The 23509-nt window shown below is 34.0% G+C and carries 26 protein-coding genes; 4 read left to right on the plus strand and 22 right to left on the minus strand.

The window, feature by feature from the left end; all coding sequences use genetic code 11:
• Window positions 1-33: 33 nt before the first annotated feature.
• Window positions 34-759: a nicotinamide riboside transporter PnuC gene (gene pnuC / locus RSC39_RS02180; RefSeq protein WP_011675845.1), complete on the minus strand. Its 726-nt coding sequence runs from the start codon at window positions 757-759 to the stop codon at window positions 34-36.
• Window positions 760-1031: 272 nt separating this feature from the next.
• Between pnuC and RSC39_RS02185 the strand changes: the two genes are divergently transcribed.
• The gene (locus RSC39_RS02185) at window positions 1032-1277 is read left to right on the plus strand and encodes a hypothetical protein (protein ID WP_063281360.1); all 246 of its coding nucleotides are present in this window, start codon (window positions 1032-1034) and stop codon (window positions 1275-1277) included.
• Between the two features lie 75 nt (window positions 1278-1352).
• Here the strand turns inward: RSC39_RS02185 and RSC39_RS02190 are convergent, their stop codons facing one another.
• From RSC39_RS02190 to RSC39_RS02200, 3 genes are all read right to left on the minus strand, one after another.
• Complete coding sequence (locus tag RSC39_RS02190; RefSeq protein WP_021037019.1) at window positions 1353-1889, minus strand: HdeD family acid-resistance protein; 537 nt, start codon at window positions 1887-1889, stop codon at window positions 1353-1355.
• A gap of 230 nt (window positions 1890-2119) precedes the next feature.
• The gene (locus RSC39_RS02195) at window positions 2120-3448 is read right to left on the minus strand and encodes a glycosyltransferase family 2 protein (RefSeq protein ID WP_021037018.1); all 1329 of its coding nucleotides are present in this window, start codon (window positions 3446-3448) and stop codon (window positions 2120-2122) included.
• Window positions 3441-3950: a cell division protein gene (locus tag RSC39_RS02200; RefSeq protein WP_332534784.1), complete on the minus strand. Its 510-nt coding sequence runs from the start codon at window positions 3948-3950 to the stop codon at window positions 3441-3443. The genes RSC39_RS02195 and RSC39_RS02200 overlap by 8 nt, the downstream gene beginning before the upstream one ends.
• Window positions 3951-4203: 253 nt before the next feature.
• On the opposite strand from RSC39_RS02200, the gene RSC39_RS02205 reads away from it, so the two are divergent.
• Window positions 4204-4665, plus strand: coding sequence for a GNAT family N-acetyltransferase (locus RSC39_RS02205; protein ID WP_332534786.1), 462 nt, complete (start codon window positions 4204-4206; stop codon window positions 4663-4665).
• Between the two features lie 338 nt (window positions 4666-5003).
• Complete coding sequence (locus tag RSC39_RS02210; protein WP_332534788.1) at window positions 5004-5237, plus strand: hypothetical protein; 234 nt, start codon at window positions 5004-5006, stop codon at window positions 5235-5237.
• A gap of 174 nt (window positions 5238-5411) precedes the next feature.
• Here RSC39_RS02210 and rplS read toward each other — a convergent pair whose 3' ends face one another.
• The 3 genes from rplS to RSC39_RS02225 form a co-directional block, all read right to left on the minus strand.
• Window positions 5412-5756, minus strand: coding sequence for a 50S ribosomal protein L19 (gene rplS, locus RSC39_RS02215; RefSeq protein WP_011675838.1), 345 nt, complete (start codon window positions 5754-5756; stop codon window positions 5412-5414).
• 159 nt (window positions 5757-5915) lie between these two features.
• Window positions 5916-6590, minus strand: coding sequence for a GTP pyrophosphokinase family protein (locus RSC39_RS02220; RefSeq protein WP_011675837.1), 675 nt, complete (start codon window positions 6588-6590; stop codon window positions 5916-5918).
• 228 nt (window positions 6591-6818) lie between these two features.
• The gene (locus RSC39_RS02225) at window positions 6819-7706 is read right to left on the minus strand and encodes a LysR family transcriptional regulator (protein WP_332534791.1); all 888 of its coding nucleotides are present in this window, start codon (window positions 7704-7706) and stop codon (window positions 6819-6821) included.
• A 125-nt stretch (window positions 7707-7831) separates the two neighbouring features.
• Here RSC39_RS02225 and RSC39_RS02230 point away from each other — a divergent pair, with 125 nt between their 5' ends.
• Window positions 7832-7960 carry a hypothetical protein gene (locus RSC39_RS02230; RefSeq protein WP_332534793.1) on the plus strand — a complete coding sequence of 43 codons (129 nt, stop codon included), beginning with the start codon at window positions 7832-7834 and terminating at the stop codon, window positions 7958-7960.
• Window positions 7961-8067: 107 nt separating this feature from the next.
• Here RSC39_RS02230 and RSC39_RS02235 read toward each other — a convergent pair whose 3' ends face one another.
• The 15 genes from RSC39_RS02235 to RSC39_RS02305 form a co-directional block, all read right to left on the minus strand.
• Window positions 8068-8730, minus strand: coding sequence for an ABC transporter ATP-binding protein (locus RSC39_RS02235; RefSeq protein ID WP_332534795.1), 663 nt, complete (start codon window positions 8728-8730; stop codon window positions 8068-8070).
• Window positions 8731-8837: 107 nt separating this feature from the next.
• Window positions 8838-10349 (minus strand): ABC transporter permease, encoded by a 1512-nt coding sequence (locus tag RSC39_RS02240; protein WP_332534797.1) that lies wholly within the window; start codon window positions 10347-10349, stop codon window positions 8838-8840.
• 150 nt (window positions 10350-10499) lie between these two features.
• Window positions 10500-10784, minus strand: a complete 285-nt coding sequence (locus tag RSC39_RS02245; RefSeq protein ID WP_011675833.1) for a hypothetical protein — start codon at window positions 10782-10784, stop codon at window positions 10500-10502.
• Window positions 10785-10983: 199 nt separating this feature from the next.
• Complete coding sequence (gene mraY, locus RSC39_RS02250; RefSeq protein ID WP_011835486.1) at window positions 10984-11973, minus strand: phospho-N-acetylmuramoyl-pentapeptide-transferase; 990 nt, start codon at window positions 11971-11973, stop codon at window positions 10984-10986.
• A gap of 74 nt (window positions 11974-12047) precedes the next feature.
• The gene (locus RSC39_RS02255; protein WP_332534800.1) at window positions 12048-14345 is read right to left on the minus strand and encodes a penicillin-binding protein; all 2298 of its coding nucleotides are present in this window, start codon (window positions 14343-14345) and stop codon (window positions 12048-12050) included.
• Window positions 14342-14722 (minus strand): cell division protein FtsL, encoded by a 381-nt coding sequence (locus RSC39_RS02260; RefSeq protein ID WP_063281367.1) that lies wholly within the window; start codon window positions 14720-14722, stop codon window positions 14342-14344. Before RSC39_RS02260 ends, RSC39_RS02255 begins: the two co-directional genes overlap by 4 nt.
• A 154-nt stretch (window positions 14723-14876) precedes the next feature.
• Complete coding sequence (gene rsmH / locus RSC39_RS02265; RefSeq protein ID WP_332534804.1) at window positions 14877-15830, minus strand: 16S rRNA (cytosine(1402)-N(4))-methyltransferase RsmH; 954 nt, start codon at window positions 15828-15830, stop codon at window positions 14877-14879.
• A gap of 231 nt (window positions 15831-16061) precedes the next feature.
• On the minus strand, window positions 16062-16988 hold the full coding sequence (locus RSC39_RS02270) for a DUF805 domain-containing protein (RefSeq protein WP_332534806.1): 927 nt from the start codon (window positions 16986-16988) through the stop codon (window positions 16062-16064).
• A gap of 22 nt (window positions 16989-17010) precedes the next feature.
• Window positions 17011-17532, minus strand: coding sequence for a DUF805 domain-containing protein (locus RSC39_RS02275; protein ID WP_332534808.1), 522 nt, complete (start codon window positions 17530-17532; stop codon window positions 17011-17013).
• Window positions 17533-17627: 95 nt separating this feature from the next.
• Complete coding sequence (locus tag RSC39_RS02280; RefSeq protein WP_063281370.1) at window positions 17628-18194, minus strand: TMEM175 family protein; 567 nt, start codon at window positions 18192-18194, stop codon at window positions 17628-17630.
• Window positions 18195-18803: 609 nt separating this feature from the next.
• On the minus strand, window positions 18804-20471 hold the full coding sequence (gene recN / locus RSC39_RS02285; RefSeq protein ID WP_332534811.1) for a DNA repair protein RecN: 1668 nt from the start codon (window positions 20469-20471) through the stop codon (window positions 18804-18806).
• 179 nt (window positions 20472-20650) lie between these two features.
• Window positions 20651-21097 (minus strand): transcriptional regulator, encoded by a 447-nt coding sequence (locus RSC39_RS02290; protein WP_063281373.1) that lies wholly within the window; start codon window positions 21095-21097, stop codon window positions 20651-20653.
• Complete coding sequence (locus tag RSC39_RS02295; RefSeq protein ID WP_063281374.1) at window positions 21094-21900, minus strand: TlyA family RNA methyltransferase; 807 nt, start codon at window positions 21898-21900, stop codon at window positions 21094-21096. The genes RSC39_RS02290 and RSC39_RS02295 overlap by 4 nt, the downstream gene beginning before the upstream one ends.
• A gap of 75 nt (window positions 21901-21975) precedes the next feature.
• A complete protein-coding gene (locus RSC39_RS02300; RefSeq protein WP_332534814.1) occupies window positions 21976-22476 on the minus strand; it encodes a GNAT family N-acetyltransferase in 501 nt (166 codons plus the stop codon).
• The gene (locus tag RSC39_RS02305; protein ID WP_332534816.1) at window positions 22477-23334 is read right to left on the minus strand and encodes a farnesyl diphosphate synthase; all 858 of its coding nucleotides are present in this window, start codon (window positions 23332-23334) and stop codon (window positions 22477-22479) included. It abuts the gene before it with no gap.
• Window positions 23335-23509: the final 175 nt, after the last annotated feature.

Genomic DNA, 23509 nt, shown 5'->3' on the forward strand with positions numbered 1-23509 from the left:
AACTTTTAATATTTCTATCTATAAAGATAATGATTAATCCACTTCTACTTCTTGAGCCTCTTTTTTGTCGTTTTTCCAAATAGAGAAAAATTTTCCATATAAAGAGGTCACTAAATAAAAGGTGATGGTCAATAACATTGGCAAAGAACTAGCAGAATAGCCAGCCACTAATGCTGTTGCCCATAAGACAATCATGACCGCATCAGATAAAAGCCATAATGAATAGCTATCACCATAACCTTTTACTACTAAAATAGAGGCAGCAGCTCCAATGATGAGAGTTAGTGCATCCCATAAAGGATTCGTATCTCCTAATTTTGTATAAATAAGTGTAATTGGCCACCAAAGGATTAGCATACTGATTATTGTCAGCACCCAGCCTCTAAGTTTCATAAACTTGACGCCATTTTCAATCCGGTGCCCCCAAGTCTTCCAAGTAAAAATTAATGGAAGGTCAATCAGTAATACAAAAACAATCTGGTCTAAAACTGAGGCATAGTGTCCTGCAGTCCAGTTGATGTAAATGTACCCAAAAGCACTTATCAATCCTAATAAACCATTAATCGGCTTCCCAATCATCATGTAGACCGTACATGCTGAACCCATTAATGTAGCAATCAGCGTGATAACTGACAGTGTGGTAATCGTTGACGTTAAAAAGAAGGCCAACTGTACTCCTATAATAAACGCAAGCATAATGCTTCCGGCTGTATTAATTGATTTTAGCTCATCTTTGAGCCATATGAGATAATTTTTCATTCTCATCCCCAATCTAAGAACGTAAAAAAACGTCCACTAAAAATTATATCACGAATGAAAAATTGTACGACGCTTCCAAATATCTTTTTTAAATTTTATTCTTCTATCAGTAAATTTTACTTTTCAGAAATTTCGTCAGTAAAAAAATATTTATTTTTTAATGTATTAAATAGCACAACTGCAAAAACTCTCGTTTCTTTTGAATTACAAAACATTTCATATTTTACTTTTAGTTAACGCTTGTGCTATTATAGTCCTGAAAGGAAGATTTTATGAATCAAACAAGCACTCTATTTTCATTTGGTATTGTCGGAACACTGATACTTTTAGTATGGTATGTACTAATCGTTGTCCAAGCTTTCTTAGGTTATGGAACGGCTTACCGGAAAGCAAAAACTAATGGAGACAACGGTCTCTCACTTTTTGGCTGGCTAATTGTTTATTGCAGTCTTGCCTCCCTCGTCCCTTATTTAGGGATACATCTTTGGAAAAAGAATAAAAACATTGACAAAGAATAGGAGATTTATTTTTTACTTTAAAAATTTTTAAGTAGAAAAATAAAAAAGAGTTGATTATCCATCAACTCTTTTTTATTATTTATCCCATCTATAATAATGAATCATCTTGATGAGTCCAACAACAACAAATTCAATTCCGAGCAATAACCACAATGTTACGGCGCCCCAAAGTGGAGAGAAAACTAGGGTAAAACCAGCAATGATACTGATAATACTCAAAATAATTCCCCAGAATTTACTATTAAAATCTCTCAAAACAGTAAGAGTAACGATTCCATCAATAATCCAACTCACTCCCACAAATATTCCGATAAGAACAAATAGGGATTCTGCTGCTGCATTTAAATCAGAAAAGACGAAAATTCCTGCAAAAAGATAAATGAAGCCTAATAATAAATGAGAAATTCTCCAAAAACTGCCTTTATTATCGCTTTTTCTAATAAGATTCGCTCCAATATAAATGACACCCATTATCACAAGGGCAACACCCACCAGTGCAGCCACGATTGCTGCTGTCTTTGTAGGTAGAAAAAGAATTAATAAGCCAATAATAATTGAAACGATTCCACTAAAACCAACTCCACGACGAAGTTTTTCAAAATCAGTTAACATAAGTTTACCTCCTAAAGTATTCTATTGATTCTCATTTAATTATAACATAATGAATAGATTTCCTTTGCTATGTTGATTAAAAAATTACAATCAATTTCTTGAATCCACTCCTTCTGTCAATACTGTTACTTTTTATAAAATAAAATATGATTTATATCTAATCAAATATTTAGAAATTTAAAAAGAGGAGTAGTTAAACTCCTCTGCTTCTTTTAATTTATCAACTAAAATTACTTATCTTTTTTATTAGTCACTTTTATTCCTTTGCGTTCAGGACTTTTCCAAGTTCCAGAGCCTAAACCAAGTATCGTTTTTACTGCTGGAATAAAAGTTGTCACAATTGTTAAAGCATTCATCATCCAATAGAAAAGCATATATAACGGAGCAAAAAGTAAATATTTAACCTTTCGGCCACGATCATCAACGATTAAAGAAGCAATTAATTGAAAAGTTCCAGAAATCATTTCAAAACAAACAAAGAGAAAAGCCATTGTCAGCATGTGATAAATTCGTTCTAGATTTCCACCCAAAGCAAAATAAACCATAGAGTAGATAAATAGTGCTGATGAAATCCAGAAAAAGAAGGACCAAATAATACTTAAAGTTTGGTCAATAAACATAATAGTCCTTCCGATATTGTCAAAAGGATGCAAGAAAACTTTTCTAAAATTTGTCAACCATACTTCTGTCCCACCCTTAGCCCAACGTTTTCTTTGGCGATACAGCATTTTTAAGGATTCAGGAACTTCCATGAAAAACATAATTTGAGGAGCAAAAAGTGATAACCAACCATCCATTTGATGATCCCAAGCAATACTAATATCTTCGGTTGCTCGGTCTTGTCTAAATAAACCAACATCAACCAGAGCATCTTTACGATACATTGTATTTGCCCCACTATAGGCATAAATACTTCCCAAGACACCAAGTTGAGTGCGCTTAATAATTCCTACAATACTGGAGAACTCAACTGTCTGTGATTTCGCTATTAACTTGGCCCGATTTTGAACATCCATATTAGCCGTTACAGCTGAAATATTGGTAGAGTCTGGGCGAATAAAATAATTGATATAACGATTGAGAGAATCAGGTTCTGGAACCGTATCAGCGTCATTACTCAGAATCAATTTTCCTTTTGCAAAGGCCAGTCCAATATTAAAAGCATGTGCTTTTCCTTTATTTTTTTCAATACGAACCACTCGTAATTTTGCATATTTTTCCTGTAAGTTTTTTAAAATTTCTGGCGTACGATCTGTTGACCCGTCGTCAGTAACCAAAACTTCATAGTTTTCATAATTAATTTTCGTCATTAAATAATTGATTGTATCTTCAATGACAACTTCTTCATTATGGGCTGGGACCATAATCGTGACAAAAGGTTCAACTTCTACTGGAATTTCATCCCATGATTTTTGCTTATATTTAAACAAAAAACTATAACACAAAACACCAATGAACCAAGCAAAACCACCCAAGATAGGATAGGTGACCAATATTAAAAACATTATTGTCAAAATAAGATCAACAATACCATTACCTGTTTGAAAAAAGCTAATCATTCTTTTCTCCTTCCTGATAAAGTTTTTTGACAAAATCTGTTTCTAAATTCTGCTCCTCTTTGACTGAATAAAAACAAACCTTATGCCGAAATTCTTCCGAACCAAAGCGCTCATCATAAGCTTTATTTAATAATTCACGCCGTTTATTTAGTCGTTCATCATCATATTGTTTTTCCTTTTGCAAAAAGTGTTTAAAACGATAGTTATTCCAAAAGGTCAAAAGAATATATAAAATTGTCAGAAAAACAAAAGATACGGAAAGAAAAATAAGCAGAAAAAGCAATGTCGTTTTTTCTTCCAAATAAACGACAATATGATTGTACTGCGCTCGATTAGGAAAAACAAATGGAAAAAGTATCCAAAAAAATGGAATAAGCACCCCAAACCAACTCAGAATAGCTACCAATGTTTGAAATATTTTACTCCCATAATGCCCTTTTTCAAAATAGGGGTCATAAACTAAAGATTTTTTCGCCTCTTCACGGCTCAAGTTTTGTTTCATTTCCGACCTTTCTGAACTTTTCAGCCCTTGTGTAGTTAATTAAATACATTTTCTTTAATTATCTCATTTTTTGGCCATAAAAGCTATTTTGTATGTATTTTTTTAACTACAGAAAATAGTCAGATTGTCTATCAAACTGCTTTATATTTATTATTTATAATGATAACTGTCGATTCTAATTTTTTATCAACTTTTCCTTTATGCTATAATTTACAGATAAGAACGATCTACCTAAAAAGGTTAAAGGAGCATTATGATAAAAATTTTAAAAATGACTCAAGACGGCTTTGACCATTATATGTTGTCCGCTATTAAAAACTATGCTAATGAGAAAATAAATAATGGAACATGGGAGTCTAAAGATGCCCTTTCAAATTCAAAGAAACAGTATGCACTTCTGCTTCCCGACGGGCTTCAAACTGCTAATCATTATTTTTACTCAATTTTTAATAAAGAAGAAAAAATCGGATATATCTGGCTGGCCAGAGATGATGAAAATAAGCAGAGCGCATTTATCTATGATTTTGAAATTTATGAAGAATTTCAAAATCTAGGATTTGGCTCAAAAACCCTTGATTTAGTTGCCGATAAAGCAAAAGAACTTGGATTCTCTTTTTTGGGACTCCACGTTTTTGGAAGTAATTCTAGAGCTTTGCATGTCTATAAAAAAATGGGATTCCAAATTACCGATATCAATATGCGAAAAGAACTATGAATATCCACTCCATTTTTGGTTGCCATTTGTTAACGCTGACTCCCCACCCTAGTGCTATAATGAAAATGACCAAAAAAAAAACCATTTTATTGACTATATTTGCAATATATTTACACATTATCTTTTCAGAACCAAAATCTGGCCCATTTTGGAACAGACTTCTACTCTTTTGTTGTCTAGTAGGAGCTTTTTTGTTTTGGGCATCTTGTTTTCTTCGTAATTTCTGTCAGTGGCTGATGATTAAATGTTTTCCTTTTCATTGCTCTAATCAGTTTCTCATAGGCAAATCAAATATAGTCTGATATAATACTCAATAGCAAACATCGGAGGTAGATAGAATGCAAAACTTAGATTTAATCGAAAAAGAAATCAAAACAGTAATTGATACTTGTGACAAGTTAATCCATCAAGAAAAATTTGATGAATTGGTTAACTTTTATACTGAAGATGCCGTTTTAGTTATTAAACCTGGCATGCTCGCGAATGGACGAGAACAAATTAAATCAGCTTTTATAAAAATTGCGTCTTACTTTGATAATTCTTATAGGACAACTCTTATTGACGAAAAATAAAATAGAAAGCTATACTTACAACTTCATTGAGATTGTTTTTTACTTTAATTATTTTTTATTTTATCTGTTTATTCTTCCTTTTTCATCCCTAGGCATTTTTTACATCCTCGTACAATTTTAAATATAATCAGAAAACAAAAAAACCGCTCAATAGAGCGGTTTTCATGGTGTATCTTAACGACGACGTTCAGCGATACGAGCTTTTTTACCTGTGAGTGCACGGAGGTAGTAAAGTTTCGCACGACGTACTTTACCGTGACGGATAACTTCGATTTTTTCAACACGTGGAGTGTGAACTGGGAAGATACGTTCTACACCAACACCGTTTGAGATTTTACGAACAGTGTAAGTTTCGTTAATTCCTGAGTTTTTACGAGCGATAACAACGCCTTCAAAAATCTGGATACGTTCGCGAGTTCCTTCGACAACTTTTGCGTGAACACGTACAGTGTCACCAGGACGGAAGTCAGGGATATCAGTGCGAAGTTGCGCAGCGTTGATAGATTCGATAAGGTTCATTTTTTTCTCCTCTTGCCCATCATAAGCAGCTTTTAGCAAATTAAGCTCAGCGGATGAACAGTTTTATTAGTATGCAAAAACATACTAAATAAGTATAACAGATTATCAGAAGTTTGACAAGTTCTTATTTTTAGCTCATAACTCTTTATCTTAATGCTGTCAGTAACCAATCTTCTCAATATCAACTTCTGACTGATTAATCATGTCCACAACTTTATGGATAAGGTACATTCTCTCATCAAGGGCATGAATTTGTTCTGCACAATTCTGAAGTTCCCCACTGAGTTGTTCGGGAATTTGTCCGTCATATTTATAACGTACTTTATGTTCTAGAGTGGCCCAAAAATCCATTGCGGAAGTTCTTAACTGGATTTCAACTCGGCAAGTTTCTTCACCAAAAAGGTGGCCCAAAGGGACTTCAACAATCATATGATAAGACCGATATCCTGTCTTTTTTACATTTCTTAAATAATCTTTTTCACTGACAACCGTATAGGCTTCTTGGCTTTTAATAATCTCGACAATCTCATAGATATTTTTGGCATAAGAACAGATAATCCTTATCCCTGCAATATCTGATAGGTGCTCATCAGCAGCTTCTGCTGTGACTGGCAAGCCTTTCTTTTTAAGTTTTCCTGCAATACTCTCTGGAGATTTCAAACGATGTTTAATATGCTCAATAGGATTGATTGCTTCAAAGTTATTATAATAGGTGTTTAAATTGGAAAGCTGAGTTCTGACAACATCCAATGCACATTCATATCTGACAAGTTTCTTTTTTAATTTTTCAAACTCTTCTGGCTCGAATCTTGTTTTTAAATAATCTTTTTCCATTTTACTTTAATTCCTATCTAGTCTTATCATATTTTTTATAAATATTTTTGATATTTATAAATTATAATATAGTTTCCTTATATTTTTCTTTGACTGGACAAAATCATTTGCTTCATAAAAGAGACAAATAATACTTTAATTATAACATTTCCTGATATTTTTTGGTATCGCTTGCCTATTTTTATTAATTCAAAAAAGCATCATATTGATGATGTTTTTTTCTACAATTTATTTTAAAGTTTTCAATATTTTTAAAAAGTTTTTTTCACTTTCAGAAAGAATCGCTATTTTTTGATAAGCATAATTAATATGGAAGTATTGTTTGTCCGCTTCAATAAGTGGAATCTTAACCAGATGTTTGAAATCTTCTGATAGTCCAATATCTGCCATAAGGCTAATTCCTAAATTTTTTCTCACCAGTTCTTTTATCGTATGAGCATCATCAAGTTTCAAGACAGCATTCGCCGAATGGTTATATTTCTCATTTAATAAATTAAAAGCAGTAAAATGAATATTATGTTCGCCCAACAAGATAAAATCTTCATTAAGTAAATCTTTAAAGGCAAGTTCTTTCTTGCTCGCTAATGGATGGTGGTCAGACATGATAATGAAAAATTCTTTTTGAAAAAGTTCTTCAATTTCTAGTTCTGGATGTTTAATTTTCTCTAAACTTCCTAGTAAGCTTGAATCTATTTCACCATTTAAAAGCTGACTCAGTAATTCGTTTGAACCGCCATAAATCATATGTAAAGCATTTAAAAAGTTTAAACTTTCTTCTTCTTTTAATATCTTTGATAATAGATAAGAACTTATTATTGGAGGAAAACCAACTTTAAAGTCCTTCATACTAGAACGATGGATTGCTTTTTTAGTATGATTTAGTTCTGAGAGAATTTCATTTGTCCTCATCGCCAAAAGGTCACCTTCTGGCGTCAAGTCAACCACCTGATGTGAGGAATCTTTATAAAACAAGTCACAATCGTAATAACTTTCCAGCCTTTTAATGGCATAAGAAATGGTGGGTTGACTTACTCTAAAATATTTGGCGACATTAGTGAAAGATCGTAATCTGGACAATTGGTAAAAATACTCAAGATCTCTTAAATTTAAATTCATAGTTATGCTCCTAAAAAATATTTTAACATAAATTTATCATTATTCTTGGCTTCATAAGTAATATTTATCAACTCTTTTGGATTTGAATATAAGAAAAGTCATCTTAAAGGAGCGTTGCCTAAGTGATGATTCTTATCAACAAACTCATTCGTATAATCGCTTTTGGTGGTGAAATAGCGAATCTTGCATTTTTCTTCATTTCTAACCTAGTGGAAATGATTCCTTTGCTACAAATGTCTTACCGAATGGCTTAAGCATTTATCTTCATCCTCGGTAGAGGCCTCACTCACTTCTTTGCTTAATAAATAAATCTAATAAGTACAATAAAAAAACCCGTTACTCTAATTGTAACGGGTTTTTTCTAAGCTGTTTTTTCAAATTTACGATGTTTTAATGTATAAACTGTGTCTGAGGCTTTAGCCACATCATTTTCGTGAGTTACAAGAATCACAATTTTATTATCTGTATGAGCAATTTCTTTAAAAAGGTCAACGATTTGTGCCGTTGTTTCTTCATCAAGATTCCCTGTTGGTTCATCAGCAATAATGATATCATGGTTTAAAACCAAAGCTCTAGCAATGGCTACCCTTTGTTGTTGTCCTCCTGATAATTTACTGACAGGTTTATAAATCAAATCTGGGGTCAACCCCACTTTATTGAGGGCTTCTTCAATGGCTGCTTTCTCATTCTCAAATTTTACTGACGAGATTTTTACGGCTGTTTTAACATTGTCATAAGCACTCATGTAAGTCAATAAATTATAAGCTTGAAAAACGGTACTTACTGTTTTCTTCCGATAATTTGTTAAATTACTTGATTTGATTGGCTTATCATTGTAAGACATAGTCCCAGATTTGGGAGTATCAAGACCGGCAAGCAAGGAAAGAAAAGTTGTCTTTCCCGAACCTGATTGACCGAGAATGGCATACATTGTTCCTTTTTCAAAACTTTCGGTCACCTCTTTAAATAAATAATCATCGGGATTGCTATAATAATAAGTTAAATTCTCAACTTTTAGAGTCATATTTGCTCCTCTCATCTTTTAAAATTTACTGACAGAATGTGGTACCTGCTTTTTTGCTAAAAATGATAGCTGTCAGTAAATAATTTGACTGTTTCTTCTTTTAAATATCAATTCGTTAACACTTGTTTTGGATTCAATCTTAAAATTCCAATACTTGCCAAACCAACAGCTATCAGTGTAATTAGAATTGCAATTGCAACAAGCAATAGAATTTCAGTAGCCGATGTCTTAATATTCAATTTTTCAAGCGCTTTTGCTTCAGAACTTGATTGTCCAAAGCCGAAGGCACCACCTGCACGTCCTACAAATCCACCTGCATTTCCTGATGGTCTTTGACCTTGAGTTCTCGTACCATTTTCACTTGGTGCCCCTGCGTTGGTTGTCGTCGTTGTTTGAGTTGTTTCTTGTTTCAAAAGTTGTTGTCCAACGACATTGCCGACAACATTTCCGGCTGCTGAAGCAATTCCGACAGAAACTATCATGACCATAAAGAGTTCAAAGAAAAATTGTCCAATAATCTTAATTTTAGATTCTCCAAGGCTCATCAACACACCAATTTCAAAGCGACGTTCACGAACCATGAGCATGACGATGAGCGCCAAGATTATAGCACCAGCAATAGCCACAATAAGAACAATATTTCTAGCAAAGCTTGCCACATTATTCAATGATGATTTTACATTTTGGTAAGCTTGATCGTTTTTAGAAACTTGGAAATTACTGTCATTAACTAATTTATTAGCAGCTTTTACAAAAGTATCTGCTTGTGCGGGATTTTCCATGCTGTAAGTTGCATTAGATACTTTACCTGTTGTACCTTTGATTGCATTTGCCACAGAAAGTGCTGTATACATGGTATTCATGTATTGGATAGAATTTTCAGTCGAACTACTTGTTGTCGTATAAATCCCAACAACAGTCATCGTATAAGTTTTACTATTGCTATCTTTAATAACGAAAGTAGAGCCAACTTTTAAAGAATTTTGACTGGCCAAAGTTGATTCAATGACAACATTATTTGTTCCTTCATCTGAAGCTTTGATTGCTCGTCCTGAACTCATTTTATAAGAACTTGTAAATGTTGTGTTTGCGGCTAAATCATTTGTCCCACTGATTGTGAAGTCTTCTTGCGAAGCACCACCCATGCCTCCTTCACGACCACCAAAACCACCAGCTGCTTGTGTATCTGAGCTTGAAGAATTGCTACTCGTGGAAACTTTTTCAATGCCAGAACTTGCAGAAGCTGAAGCTTGATAAGTAAAACTTGCTGACTTAACACCGTCAAGTTTGGCAATCTTTTGAGCAGTTGATTCATCAATAGTTGGCAAATCAATATTAAATCGTTTCCCCTCAGTAGCGGTAGCACTTGAACTAGAACTGCTGCTTGAACTTGATGTCGCACTACTTTGTGCTTCTTTGATAACATTTTGCATATTAACAGAGAGTGACACGGTTGCTCCAGCAGATTTTTTGGCATTATCAATAGAAACATTGGCAGCACTATTGATAATTAATCCTGAAAGAACAAAAATTAAAATTGCCGAAAAAGCAACGATTAACAATATTGTCCGTCCAATTTTGGCTTTAGTGAAAAGCCAAGCACGTCTTATAAAATCCATATTTTCCTCATTTCTAAGTCTAGATTAAAAATATATATTTTGATTTAGACTTTATTATTGTAAGTTGATTTTAAGCACATCAGCCAATTGATTAAAAATAAAGACTAGTGTAAATGATTGGCTCAAGGTCCTTAAAAACTACTTAATTCTTTAAACAGATGCTGTCCCACTCTCATCACTATTTTGGGTAGTTCCTGAATTATTAGTATTACCTGACTGACCATTTGAGCCACCTGTCGTTGCTCCACTATTAGTGTCCGGATTTTCTCTATTTTGTCCAAAGCGATTTTGCATTTGCTTTTGAAAATTGGTTTGCTGTGACTGATTAGTTTGACTTCTACCAATGAAAAAACCACCGACTCCACCAATAATCAATGTTAATAATGAAACAAAAATAATTTCTCTTCCCTTTAACAGCCTAAAAACCTTTTTCATTTTCTTATCCTTTCTTTTATTGATAAATTGATTATAATTGTTAAAACTTAATTTCAACCCAAGTCAAGCTTAAGCTTTTCTAAAAGGTAAATAATATTTTCTTGAGTATTCTTTCAGCAAACTATTAGATTTTTTAAATAAAAAAAAATCGCTCACAAGAGCGACTTTTCACTGACCATTCTGTCAGTAAATTTATTAATTAAAAAGCGAAGTAAATACAAAGCGCGATTACTGACAGAACAGCCGTGAAGAGCCAGAAAACAATGTCAATTTTCCATTCTGACCAACCAGCAGCTTTCCCAGAAAAACCTCCAAGTTCAAAATGATGATGAATAGGTGTCATTCTAAAAATACGTTTACCACCAGTTTTCTTGAAGTAGGCCACTTGTAACATCACTGAAAGTGTTTCAATCACATAGACAGCACCAATTAAAAGCAAGGTCCATTCTGCATGAAGCAAGATTGAAACAATAGCAAGAAATCCACCTAAGGCTAATGAACCCACATCACCCATGAAAATTTTTGCCGGTTTGTGATTGAAAACGAAGAATCCAAGTAGACCACCAATTACTGACAGAATAATCAGTAAAACATCATACTGCTGATGAACAACAGCAATAACTGCATAAGCTGTCAGTGAAATCGCGACAGTAATTGAAGCCAATCCATCAATTCCATCAGTAAGATTGACCGCATTTGACCAGCCCACTAGCCAAATAATAATGAAAATAGAGAAGAAAATCCCAATATTAACTTGCCAACTCAAAATATGAATGATATGTGATTTTTCACCATGACTGTAAATAAAATATGAAACAATCCCAATTAAAATTTGAGCGAGCATTTTTTGTTTAGCTGTCAAACCTTCATTAATTTGTTTGAAGACTTTCAAAAAGTCATCCAAGAAACCAATGACAGCATACATGGCAAAAACCCACCAAGCGGTAATAAAAGCTGGACTAAATTTTCCAAAAACCAAAGCCGCAACCAATGAAACAACCAAGCTGACAACCACAAAGACAAATCCACCCATCGTGGGAGTTCCGGCTTTACTAGCATGTTGCTTCACATCTTCAAGTGTTGGCTGTCCACCCAATTTTTTCTTGTGGAAGAACATAATGAAGCGAGGAATACCAATGATTGTTATAATCATTGTAATTACCGCCGCCACTATTCCATTCAATAACATTTTCTTCTCCTAATTTTTGAAGCTCCACAAAGACCAACTTTGTGGAGCCCCAAATTGATAAATTTAAATTCTACTTAATTACCCATTTTTACAGTGAGCGTTTGACCTTTTTTGACATTAGTTGAAGTTTCAATACTTTGGGTCAAGACTTTATTTCCTGAACCTTCATAAGTCACTTTAATCCCAAACCAATTTGCTAACTGTTCAACTTCTTTTTTAGACCAATCATACATATCAGGCATCACCTGATCTTTATCATTAGTTAAAAGTAAAATTCGTGTATTCGCCGCAACCTTTTCACCCTCAGCAATTGATTGAGCTGTAACTTTAGCACCTGTTCCAATGATAACTGGACTGATGACCGTACGACGTAAGTTATCCGCCGTATCACCTGAATCCTTACCTTTGTAATTCTCAATCGTCACTTTTCCTGCTTTAATATCAGAATCAGTACTAGAAGTAGCCGCTAAATCACCCTTCATTGCTTCTGCACTTGTTAACAAAGGATTTGCTACCCGAGCAATATATTTAAGCGTCCAAGGTTCTGAAGGAATTTTGACATTCATATAAAAGATAAAATCAGGATTCTTAGCAGGATACATCACTACAGCTGAATAAAGATAATCCTGAGAACCAGTCATATATCCACCAGTAGTCGCTGCGATTTGGGCAGTCCCCGTTTTCACTGCAGCTGGTTCTCCATTTACCATAAACAATGGTCCCGCCGCAAGATCTTGCTCAGGATCTCCTGCTGTTGAATAAGAAGTTCCGTAAACTGGGTCAGTATTTACAGTAAGCATCAAGTCTCGTACCCCACTTGCAGCTTCATTGGAAACAGGATGTCCAACTACTTCTGCTTTAGAAGTTAAGCTTGTTTTGGTGTTCGTGTCGACTACTTTGCTGACAATATGCGGTTCAAGCATTGTTCCGTTTCCAGCAATGGCAGTCCAGCCTCTTATCAATTGAAGCGGCGTGACTGCAACCCCTTGACCAAATGAAGATTGAATTTGTGAAACCGCATTTGATGAAGGAAGCGCCCCTGGATTTTCACCATCTAAACCAGCCCGTACTTTTAGACCGAATTTAAATTTATTAAGGTAACTTCCCCATAAAGCATCACCCATATTCATTTCAATCTTACTCATCCCAATATTTGAAGATAAAGCAAAACCTTGAGCATAAGTTACGGTTTCTGGCAAAGTATAACTTTTATTTTCCGTGACGTCCCAGTCATTAATCGTTGTATCATAAACTTGAAGTTTCCGTTGATAAGTTTCGTTAAGATTAACTTTACCACTATCTAATGCGCCGGCCATTAAGAAAGTCTTAAATGTTGAACCCGGTTCAAAAGCTGATTGTGAAAGCAAACTATTCCATGTGAAATATTTTTGTTTTTCTGCACTATTGATTGTAGTTGCCGTATAAGTTGGACGTTGACTTGTGGCTAAAATCTCACCGGTATGGGCATCAACCAAGGTTCCTGAAAGCTGTTGAGCTCCAGTATCCGTAGCGGCTTTGTCCATATAACCTTCAAGGTTTCTTTGAAGTTGAGCATCAAGAGTTGTATAAACATCTTGACCATTTTTAACCGCTTTATCTACTTTCGTTGTTCCCGGAATCGGACGACCGTAAATATCTTTTTGGTATGTTTCTTGACCATTTTCACCACTCAAAACGTTATCGAAGGCTTTTTCTAAGCCCATGTCCCCTTTTAAGGTTTGAAAACCATTTTCATCTTTAGGACGAGCAATTCCAATAAATTGAGAAGCAAAATTTCCAAATGGATAAGAACGAGACACATTAGACGTAAAACCAAGCCCAACTATTTTTTCATTCTCTGCTGCCTTTTGAATCTCTTGCATCTGTTGCAAGGAAATATTACTTCCTTCTGCACCAAATTGAACTTGTTTCAACTTAGAATTAAGTTGTTTTTCAATTAAGCTACGGTCAATCTTAAGTTTACTACTTAAAAATGTAGCGACTTTATCAAAATCCTCTTTCTTAACATAGAGAGGGTTTCCATTTGAATCAACCTGCGTTTTATCAATGACGGCATAAATTGTATAAGTACTAGAGTCGACCGCAATGGGCGTTCCTGTCCGATCATAAATCGTTCCACGCTTTGCTTGAACGGGTACCGTACTCTGATAATTACTCTTAGCCATCTCTTTAAGATTGGTATCACCGACATGGTTGACGGTAATTAACCAGACAAAACGAAATATAAAAACCGTAAACAGCGCAATAGCTAGGAAAAACAGGCTCTTACCTACTCGTTTACGATTTCTTTCTGGACTCCAATTCGTTTTTCTGGCATTTCGTGATACTTTTCTAAAAGGAAAAAAAATTAGTTTTCTTAAAAATTTTATCATTTCGTTGCCTTCAATACATTAGATGGATTTGTTTTTAAACTTGCTTTGTTTGCTGCATCTAACACTCTATTACCAGATGTTAGATCTAAAATTTGTTGATCATATTCGGATTTACGTGTGGTTTCTTGAGAAATTTTTGTTCTCAAATCCATTGTATTCCCTTGGACTTCAAGCGTTTTGGTTTTTACATAAAGTAGTCCAACAGCCAACACTAAAGCAGCAACTACCATCGTCAAGTAGAATACTTTTTCCACACCACTAAATTTTTTAAACTTACTTGCTAGAACTTCTGGCGCTAAAGTCTCAGTATCAATAAGATAGCTATCTTTTTTTGCCGCAGTTTCTATATCGAAGTATTCTTTTGGCTGTGCTGCCATTTGTTGCCTCCACTCGTTTATCTTACTAAAGGAATTCAGCATTCTCTCAATCCTTAAAATTGGAGAAACTGAACAGTATTATTCACTTATATAAGACATCCAAAATCAATCCTCAAGTGGGAAAAACCCGTTTATTAGACCAACATATTTTTAATTAATCTCTTTGCTTTTGTGCGACTCGTAATTTTGCACTATGCGCTCGATTATTAAATTCCAGTTCTTCTTCACTAGCGAGCACTGGCTTTCGATTAATCAATTTTAGTTTTGCTTCCATTTCTTTAGGAAGCATCGGTAATCCTTTAGGAACATTGACTGTACTATATTCTTTGAATATAGATTTCGTCAGACGATCTTCTAAAGAATGAAAAGTGATTACCGAAATTCGTCCATCAACTTTTAATAGGTCAATGGCCTGTTCAATTGATTCTTCTGCCGCCCCAAGCTCGTCATTTACTTCTATACGAATAGCTTGGAATATACGTTTGGCTGGATGCCCTTTTTTCTTGAGTTCTTTTTGAGGTAATGCCGATTTAATCAAATCTGCAAGCTCAATTGTTGTCTCAATTGGTTTAATTTTTCTACTTTGTTCAATCTTACGAGCAATCTGTTTAGAAAATTTATCTTCGCCATAGCGGAAAAAAATTCGAACCAATGCTTCATAAGGATAATCATTTACAACTTCATAGGCAGAAAGTGTTTGACTTTGATCCATTCGCATATCTAATCGAGCTTCTTTTTTATATGAGAAACCACGCTGACTATCATCGAATTGGGGGCTAGAAACACCTAAATCATAAAGAATTCCGTCGATTTTCGTTATGTCTAATTCAGCTAACGCCGATTTTAGATTACGAAAATTACTTTTTATCAATGTTACTTTATCTTCTGCAAGTTGCTCACTCAAACGTACTTTTGCGTTTGCATGAGCGGTATCATCTTGGTCAAATGAATAAAGATGACCAGTAGTTAGTTTACTAAGAAGATACTCACTATGTCCTGCGCCACCTAGTGTCGCATCAACATAAATTCCATTTGGCTTGACTTCAAGCATGTCCACAGTCTCATGTAATAGGACTGTATCGTGCTTAAATGCTGTTGTTTTTGGCAAGAGCGCCGTCCTCCTTGTATACTTACAATTTATTATATCACTTTTTTTCCTTTTTTGTAGTAGTTTACATGATTATGTAAAGATTTTTTGTAAGAAGTCGCTTACATTGAGATTGATTAGGTCTATCTCTACCTTTTTCAATGTCAATTTAATTTACAAGTGGTGTAAACGAAGCCTTTTTATAGTTTAGCAATGAATACTAAAAATAGACTGAAATGAATCAGTCTATTTTTATAAATAATGAATTTTTTTCACTTTTTTTAATTCGCCACTAGCCATTAGCTCAATAATAATGAGGCTAATCCAACAAATCATTACTAATAGAAACATCAGATATTGAAATAATTGATAGTGACTTGTGCTATAAGTCATTTTAATCATATTTGCAAAGATACGATAAAGTATAGTCATTCCTGCCGTAACTCCCAAAAGAATAGAAAGACCTAAATCACTTAAACCTACATCCCTTAAGCGACGTACGTGTATGGTCAGTTCAGGCATAAAGCTACCGATAAGGAAAAGGATAAATACTAGTTTTAATAAAACTGTTCCGATAAAATCACGGCCAAACATTACTTGGTCAAATTGTCCACTGGCATAAATCAGAATAATAAAAATTAAAGTAAGGGCTCCCCAGCCAATTTGAACCCACCAAAAATTTCTTCTGCTAGCATTTCCTCGAAATTCAAAATAATTTTTAAAATAATCTTTAAACATTTCTGAAAAACCTTTAGGCTCTTCTGAAGCAATGAAAGCAGATTTTCTTTTTAACTCAAACGGTTGGAACTTAGCTCCTTTAAGTGAGCTTGGAAACAGATTAAGAACCAAAAGTACAATTGTTCCTAAAACAAAAATTAGATTTAGAAAGACTAGACCCCATGGTAAATCAGCATCATTTAATCGGCGAACTGTCAGTGCCAAATAAGCTAACAAACTTCCTAAAAAATATAGCCAAAAAAGCCAAAGGAATAATGAGGAAATTGCTTGCCATAAGAGTGGCAGTTGAAAATAACTTGAAAAGTTGAAAAAATTATAACCTTTTAGTAAAATGACAAAAATAATCAGATGAATGAATAAAGCCATCCAAAAATCTTTGCGATTGGTCCTTTTATTGAAAACAAAAGTCCCTTGCCAAAATTTTTTATAAGCTTGAATCATATTTTACCTTTCTTTTTAGATATTACTCATAAGTTCTTGAGTCATCCTCTTCATCAACTCCATATTTTGATGGGAAAAGGCATAAAATATAGACAATAAAACTAATAAGATTAAAAATGAAGCCCAATTGTATAAGAATTCCTTGATGAATAAATAGCGTCAACAATCCATGAATAGCAGACAAACCAAAAATGAGAGAAATCCACCATGGAAGTCGAGCGTCACGTAAGCGTCGGGCAGTCAAACTGATATTAGGGATAAGAATAGCCAGACCAAAGATAGCAGTAATTACAATAATCATTAATGCTCCGCCAGTAGGTTTGGCATATAAATCTGTAACTTGCCGAATGATTTCTGTTTGAGATGAATCACCTGCTTGATTCATAATTTTAACAGCTTTTGGTATCATTATCATAAAATTAAAAAAGCTTAAAATGGCAAAGATAATGAAATTCGTTAAGAAAACCCACCAGTAATCTGAACGACTAGAATATGTTTTGAAATCGCCTGCTTTTTTCCAATATTTAATATATGCTTTAATCATTGTTTTCTCCTTAATTAATATTTAATTCACTGACAGTATTTTTGTCAGTCGTTTTAGCCAATTTTTTAAGTGTTCGCTCTTTTTTATTAAGAGACTTATTTAAACATTTTTTCAATATTCTTGTCTGGTATGACCCACATTGAAAAGATCAATCCTGAACCGATGAGCATAATTACCGGTGCAATAAAATATCCCAAGATGATACTAATTAAATTAAAAACCACACTTATGATATTTTTTCTAACTGTTGATTCAGACGTTTTACGTCGACCATTAATTTTTAATAATTCTCTTGTTAATAGAAGGTAAATGAAATTTCCAAAGAAAAAGATAATAACATAACCCAGCTCTGGAATAAATGAGTTGGGGTAAATCGAAACCCAGTTAGAAAAAATAGGAATTAATGATAAAACAAAAAGAAAACTGATATTAATCCATAAGACTTTTCCGTTGATTTTCTTTATACTTTGAAATAGATGATGATGATTGACCCAATAAATTGCTAAGATAAAAAAACTTACAAGATAAACCCCAAGATGCGGAAGTAGGGCAATAAAGCTTTGTAAACTATCCGAATCTGGACGTACTAACTCCAAGACCAAAACGGTCATGATAATTGCAATAACAGCATCTGTAAATGCCTCTAAACGCGTTTTACTCATTTCTGGCTCCTAAACTATAAAATCGCTTTACTCACATTGTCATTAAAATTTCACTCCTCCTCTCATTTTTCCCAATCTAGTTGATATCTTATTATAACATATTGATTTTGATTCATAAAAAAACTTTAATAAAAAAACGCCATTATCTTATATAGGAGAAGGCGTTTTAACTATGGCTGTTTGACTTGGAAGTTGGCGCATAGAATAAAATTATTATAGGCTAATTCATCATTTTTTTCAGTAACATTTGTTAACGAACTAAAGAATAAAATTATTTTTTTATTCTTTGATTTCTTACAAACTGCAAAATAAAATCAGATAACATACAAATGATACTTGCAGAAATCCCTACTAAACCTATGAATAGTGAAATATAAATTTTATAGTATTCGCCGTGAATAAAAAAAACTAAACAAATTAATATAATAAAAAACCAGACTTTATTTACTTTCACAATTCTCCCCAGATAATCTTTTTTAATAGTGTAACCACAATTTAATTTTATCATTTATTTACTTTGGTATATACACATTTGTAGTTGCAAAATTATATTTTTTATGATTTATCATTGGATATGGTAAAAAAATCTTGACAGAAGTCAAGATCAATTTACTTAGTTAACAAACGTTTTGCTTGAGCAAGTGCTTCTTCAGTTAAATCTTCACCAGCAAGCATTTTTGCAATCTCTTTTACTCGTTCGTCAAAATTCAATTTTCGCACAGTCGAGGTTGTAATATCATCAGTCGAAGCTTTTTCAATATAAAATTGTCTGTCAGCAATTGCCACTACTTGGGGTAGATGAGAAATCGCAAGAACTTGTCCATGACTGGCAATTTTATGTATTTTATTGGCAATTGCTTGAGCCACACGCCCAGAAACTCCTGTATCAACTTCATCAAAAACAATGGCTGTTTTATTTTCACGTCTCGAAAAGCTTGATTTTATTGCAAGCATTAAACGTGAAAGTTCACCACCGGATGCAGTTTTTGCCAATGGTTTGAAACCCTCGCCTGGATTAGTTTGAATGAAAAATTCGACATGCTCATTACCATTTGCTGAAAATTTCGCACTATCAAAACTGACTTTAAAATCAGCCTTTTCCATATAAAGTTCTGAAAGTTCATGCTTGATATCTTTTTCAATTTCTTTGGCGATTTGATGACGGGCTTTATTGAGTTCTTGGCTCGCTTCAAGGAGTTCAACTTGGGCATTTTTAACTGATTTTTCCAGACTGACGGAATCATTTTCTGAGCCTGTGAGTTCTGAAAGTTCAAGTTGAACTTTTTCCAAATAATTGATGACATCAGAAAGTGTTGGTCCATATTTTTTTCTCAAAGTTGTCAGTGTCATAATACGGTCTTCAATCTGCAAGAGTTCTGCTGGGTTGAATTCCAAATCACTCATGATGCTTTGAATTTGATTGGCAACTTCTTCTAATATATAATAACTTTCAGCAGTTTTGTCAGCAAGTTCTTGATAATCCTTATCAAAATTGCCAATTCTATCCAATTCTGTCATTGTCGTCCGAATGTTATTCAGACTTGAATAGTCGTTGTCTTCATCATCTAGTGCTAAATATGCCGTACTTAGAGAATCCGCAATATTTTTTATATTATTTAATTTTTCACGGCGATTAACTAAAAGCTCATCTTCTTCAAGATTAATTTCTGCTGCTTCAATTTCTTCAGCCTGAAATTGGAGAATTTCAATTCTTTGGGCAAATTCTTGTTCATTTTTTTGACGAAGATTCAATTGTTGCCGAAGATTTTTGAAGTTTTCAAATTTATTTTTGTAATTATTTTTAATGACTTCAAAATTTTCATCTCCAAACTCATCCAATAAACGAAGATGACTTTTAGGATTCATCAGTTCTTGACTGTCATGTTGACCATGAATGTCTACTAAAAATTCTCCAATTTGACGAAGTCTTGTTAAATTGACCATTTGTCCATTAATTCGACAGACAGAGCGACCATTTGCAAAAATTTCACGTCGCAAAATAATTTCAGAATCTAATTCTTCAAAGCCCAATTCTAATAAAGCAGAATTTAATTCTGGTGTTTTTTCAAAGAAAAAGAGACCCTCAATTTCGGCTTTACTAGCGCCATGACGCACGAAATCACTTGATGCACGTCCACCTAATAATAAGGACATGGCATCAATAATAATTGATTTTCCAGCCCCTGTTTCCCCAGTTAAAATAGTCATTCCACTTTCAAATGAAAGATGAATTTCTTCAATAATTGCAAAATTTTTGATTGAAATCTCTTGTAACATCAAATTTCCTTTCTCAAAAATAATTAACAAGGCTGTCAGTACTCCAACAACCTTGACTTGTCCTTTTGGGCATCTCTATCATTATATTTTTTACTGACAGCTATGAACAATTGGCTCACAATGAATAAGCTGCCTCAACTCTTTTTTCTGGCGACTTATCAAATATTTAATCAGTAAATTTAAAACTCTGTCAGTAAATTATAAAGTGTTTTAGCTTCTTCTTCGGCTTCAAAGATAACTAAGGCACTATCGTCATCAATGATAATTGAAAAAATATCGTCTCCATATTCTTCCAGAAGATAATTTTTCACAAGACTGGTTGTTCCAGGGTTTGCAAGGATCCAAAGCATGTTATCTTTCATCTTTACACCTGTAATTGCATCAAAAGCTAAAGCTTTGTGAAGACTTGATTGTAAAACTTCCTTATTTTTAGGTAAGTCATATCGGTAACCACCCGACTCAGCCGGAACTTTAATTAAAGCCAGTGATTTTATATCACGCGAAACGGTTGCTTGAGTGACATCAATTCCATGAGTTAAAAGGGTATTCACAAGTTCTTCTTGAGTTTTAATTTCATTTTCTCGGATAAATTGAGCAATAAAGTTTAATCGTTCTTCTCTTTTCATAGTTCTTCGCTTTCTTCTTGTAAAACTGATTCAATATTAATCTGCTGAGATATTTCGGCTTTTCCATCTTTAAGTAAATGGACAAGAAATTCGACGTTTCCAGCTCCTCCCTTGATTGGTGAAAAGGTCAAGCCTTTTATTGAGAATCCAAGGCGAGTCGCTGCTGCTAAAACTTTTTCAATGGTCATTTTGTGAACTTTTGGGTCGCGGATAATTCCGTTTTTTCCGACTTGCTCACGTCCTGCTTCAAATTGCGGCTTAATAAGTGCAGCTACTTCTCCACCTTCTTCTAAAATTTCATAAAGGGGTGGGAGAATTAACTCCAGTGAGATAAAACTGACATCAATGCTTGTAAATTCCGGTCTTCCTTGCTCAAAATCGCTTAGAAGGGCATTACGAAAATTAAATTGTTCCATCACAACGACTCGTTCATCAGAGCGAATTTTCCAAGCCAATTGATTAGTTCCAACATCTAAAGCATACACTAATTTTGCTCCATTTTGGAGCATCACATCAGTAAATCCTCCCGTCGATGATCCAATATCAAGACACATTTTTCCTTCAATTTTTATATTAAATTCTTTGAGCGCTTTTTCTAATTTTAACCCTCCTCGACTAACATATCGTAATTTTTCACCTTTAAGTCGGAGTTCCGTTCCATCATCAATTTTTTGACCAGGTTTATCATAACGTTCCCCAGACTTACTATCAACAACTAAACCCGCCATTACTCCTCTTTTGGCTTGTTCCCGTGTTTCAAAAAGTCCTTGATTTGTGGCAAGTACGTCAATTCTTTCTTTCATTTGTATCTTTCTTTATTATACGTATTTTTTCTAAAAATGTAACCAATAATCATCAATTTTTATATAAAAATTGGTTCAGTCCCTTAGATTTAATCTCATCACATCTATTTTTTGCTTTTTACTTCCAAATTCTAGTTCTGTTTCTTTAAATTTTATGTATCCTAATGATTTCCAAAATTTCAAAGCAGCAATATTGACTTCTAATACACCTATTCTCAAACTATTAGCACCTAAATGACGAACTTTTTCGACCAAAATTTCATGAACTGCTTTACCTAAGCCTTGATGCCGAACTTCTGGAACAAACTCAAGCAAACCTAGCATAAATTCACCTTTTGTTGGAAAATCTTTCACTAAATCCACAAGACCAATCAAAATACTCTTATCGTTAAAAATGCCATAGACAAACTTGTCGGATTTAGTTTTTTCAGGCGGTAAATCATTCAAAAGGCTCTCACATTCAAGCTGAGGATTTGACTCTCCGCTCTCAAGAATAGCATAATCACTGGCTTCTTCAAAAAAATGCTCAATGATGTTTTTATCATTCTCTGTGAGGATTCTAAGTTCAAAATACATTTATTCCACTTCCAGTTGTTCAATTATTTTGAAAATCTCGGAGCTGTCAGTAACATTCAACTCTGTCAGTAATGTTTTTACTTCTGACAACTTATCTGTCAGTGATTTTTTAGCTCCTTCAAGTCCTAAATGCGCAACATAAGTCGACTTTTCTTCTAAAACATCCTTTCCAGGTGTCTTACCCAGTTCAGCAAAAGTGGCCGTCACATCTAAAATGTCATCACGAATTTGAAAAGCTAATCCTAAAATTTGTCCGACTACACGAAGTTTTTCGATTTCTTCATTTGTTTTTTGGGCCACGATTCCAGCAGCCACAAAAGGAAAAGTTAAAAGTCGACCCGTTTTTAATCGATGAATTTGCTCAATCTGAGTCAAAGTTAAATCTTTACCTTCACCAGCCATATCCAAAATTTGACCAGCAACCATTCCATACGAGCCCGAGGCATAAGCCAATTCGCGGGTCAATGATACAATTGTTTGCGCCGACAAATCGCTACTTGAAAGAACATAAAAAGGGTCGAAAAATAAAGTATCTCCAGCCAGAATTGCTGTCGCTTCATCAAATTTTTTATGGTTCGTTAACTTTCCACGACGATAATCATCATTGTCCATCGCAGGCAAGTCATCATGAATTAACGAGCCCGTATGAATCATTTCAAGCGCTGCGGCCACTTGATAATGGGCCGTTGTAACTTCCAAATCAAAAGCCTCCAAAAGATTCAAAAAAAGGAGAGGACGAATTCGTTTACCGCCCGCCATTAAGGAATATTTTGCTGGCTCAGCTAATCCTTTTGGAAATTCAGCGCTTTCATAAAATTCAGTTAAAAAATGTTCTAGCTTTAATATCTTCGTATCCATTACCCTAATTATACCAAAAATTTTGTGTTCTTTGCTGTTAAGCCTCATTGATTATTGAAAGCCTTTGCTTTCAAGCTTTAGAGCTTTATATGATAACTGGCATCAATCAAATGTTAAATAAAAGAAGACTTTTTGATTCTATTTGAATAAAATAAAAAAAACAACTCAAAATGAG

Origin of the sequence: Lactococcus sp. (assembly GCF_036648155.1) — a bacterium.
Lineage (GTDB): Bacteria > Bacillota > Bacilli > Lactobacillales > Streptococcaceae > Lactococcus > Lactococcus cremoris.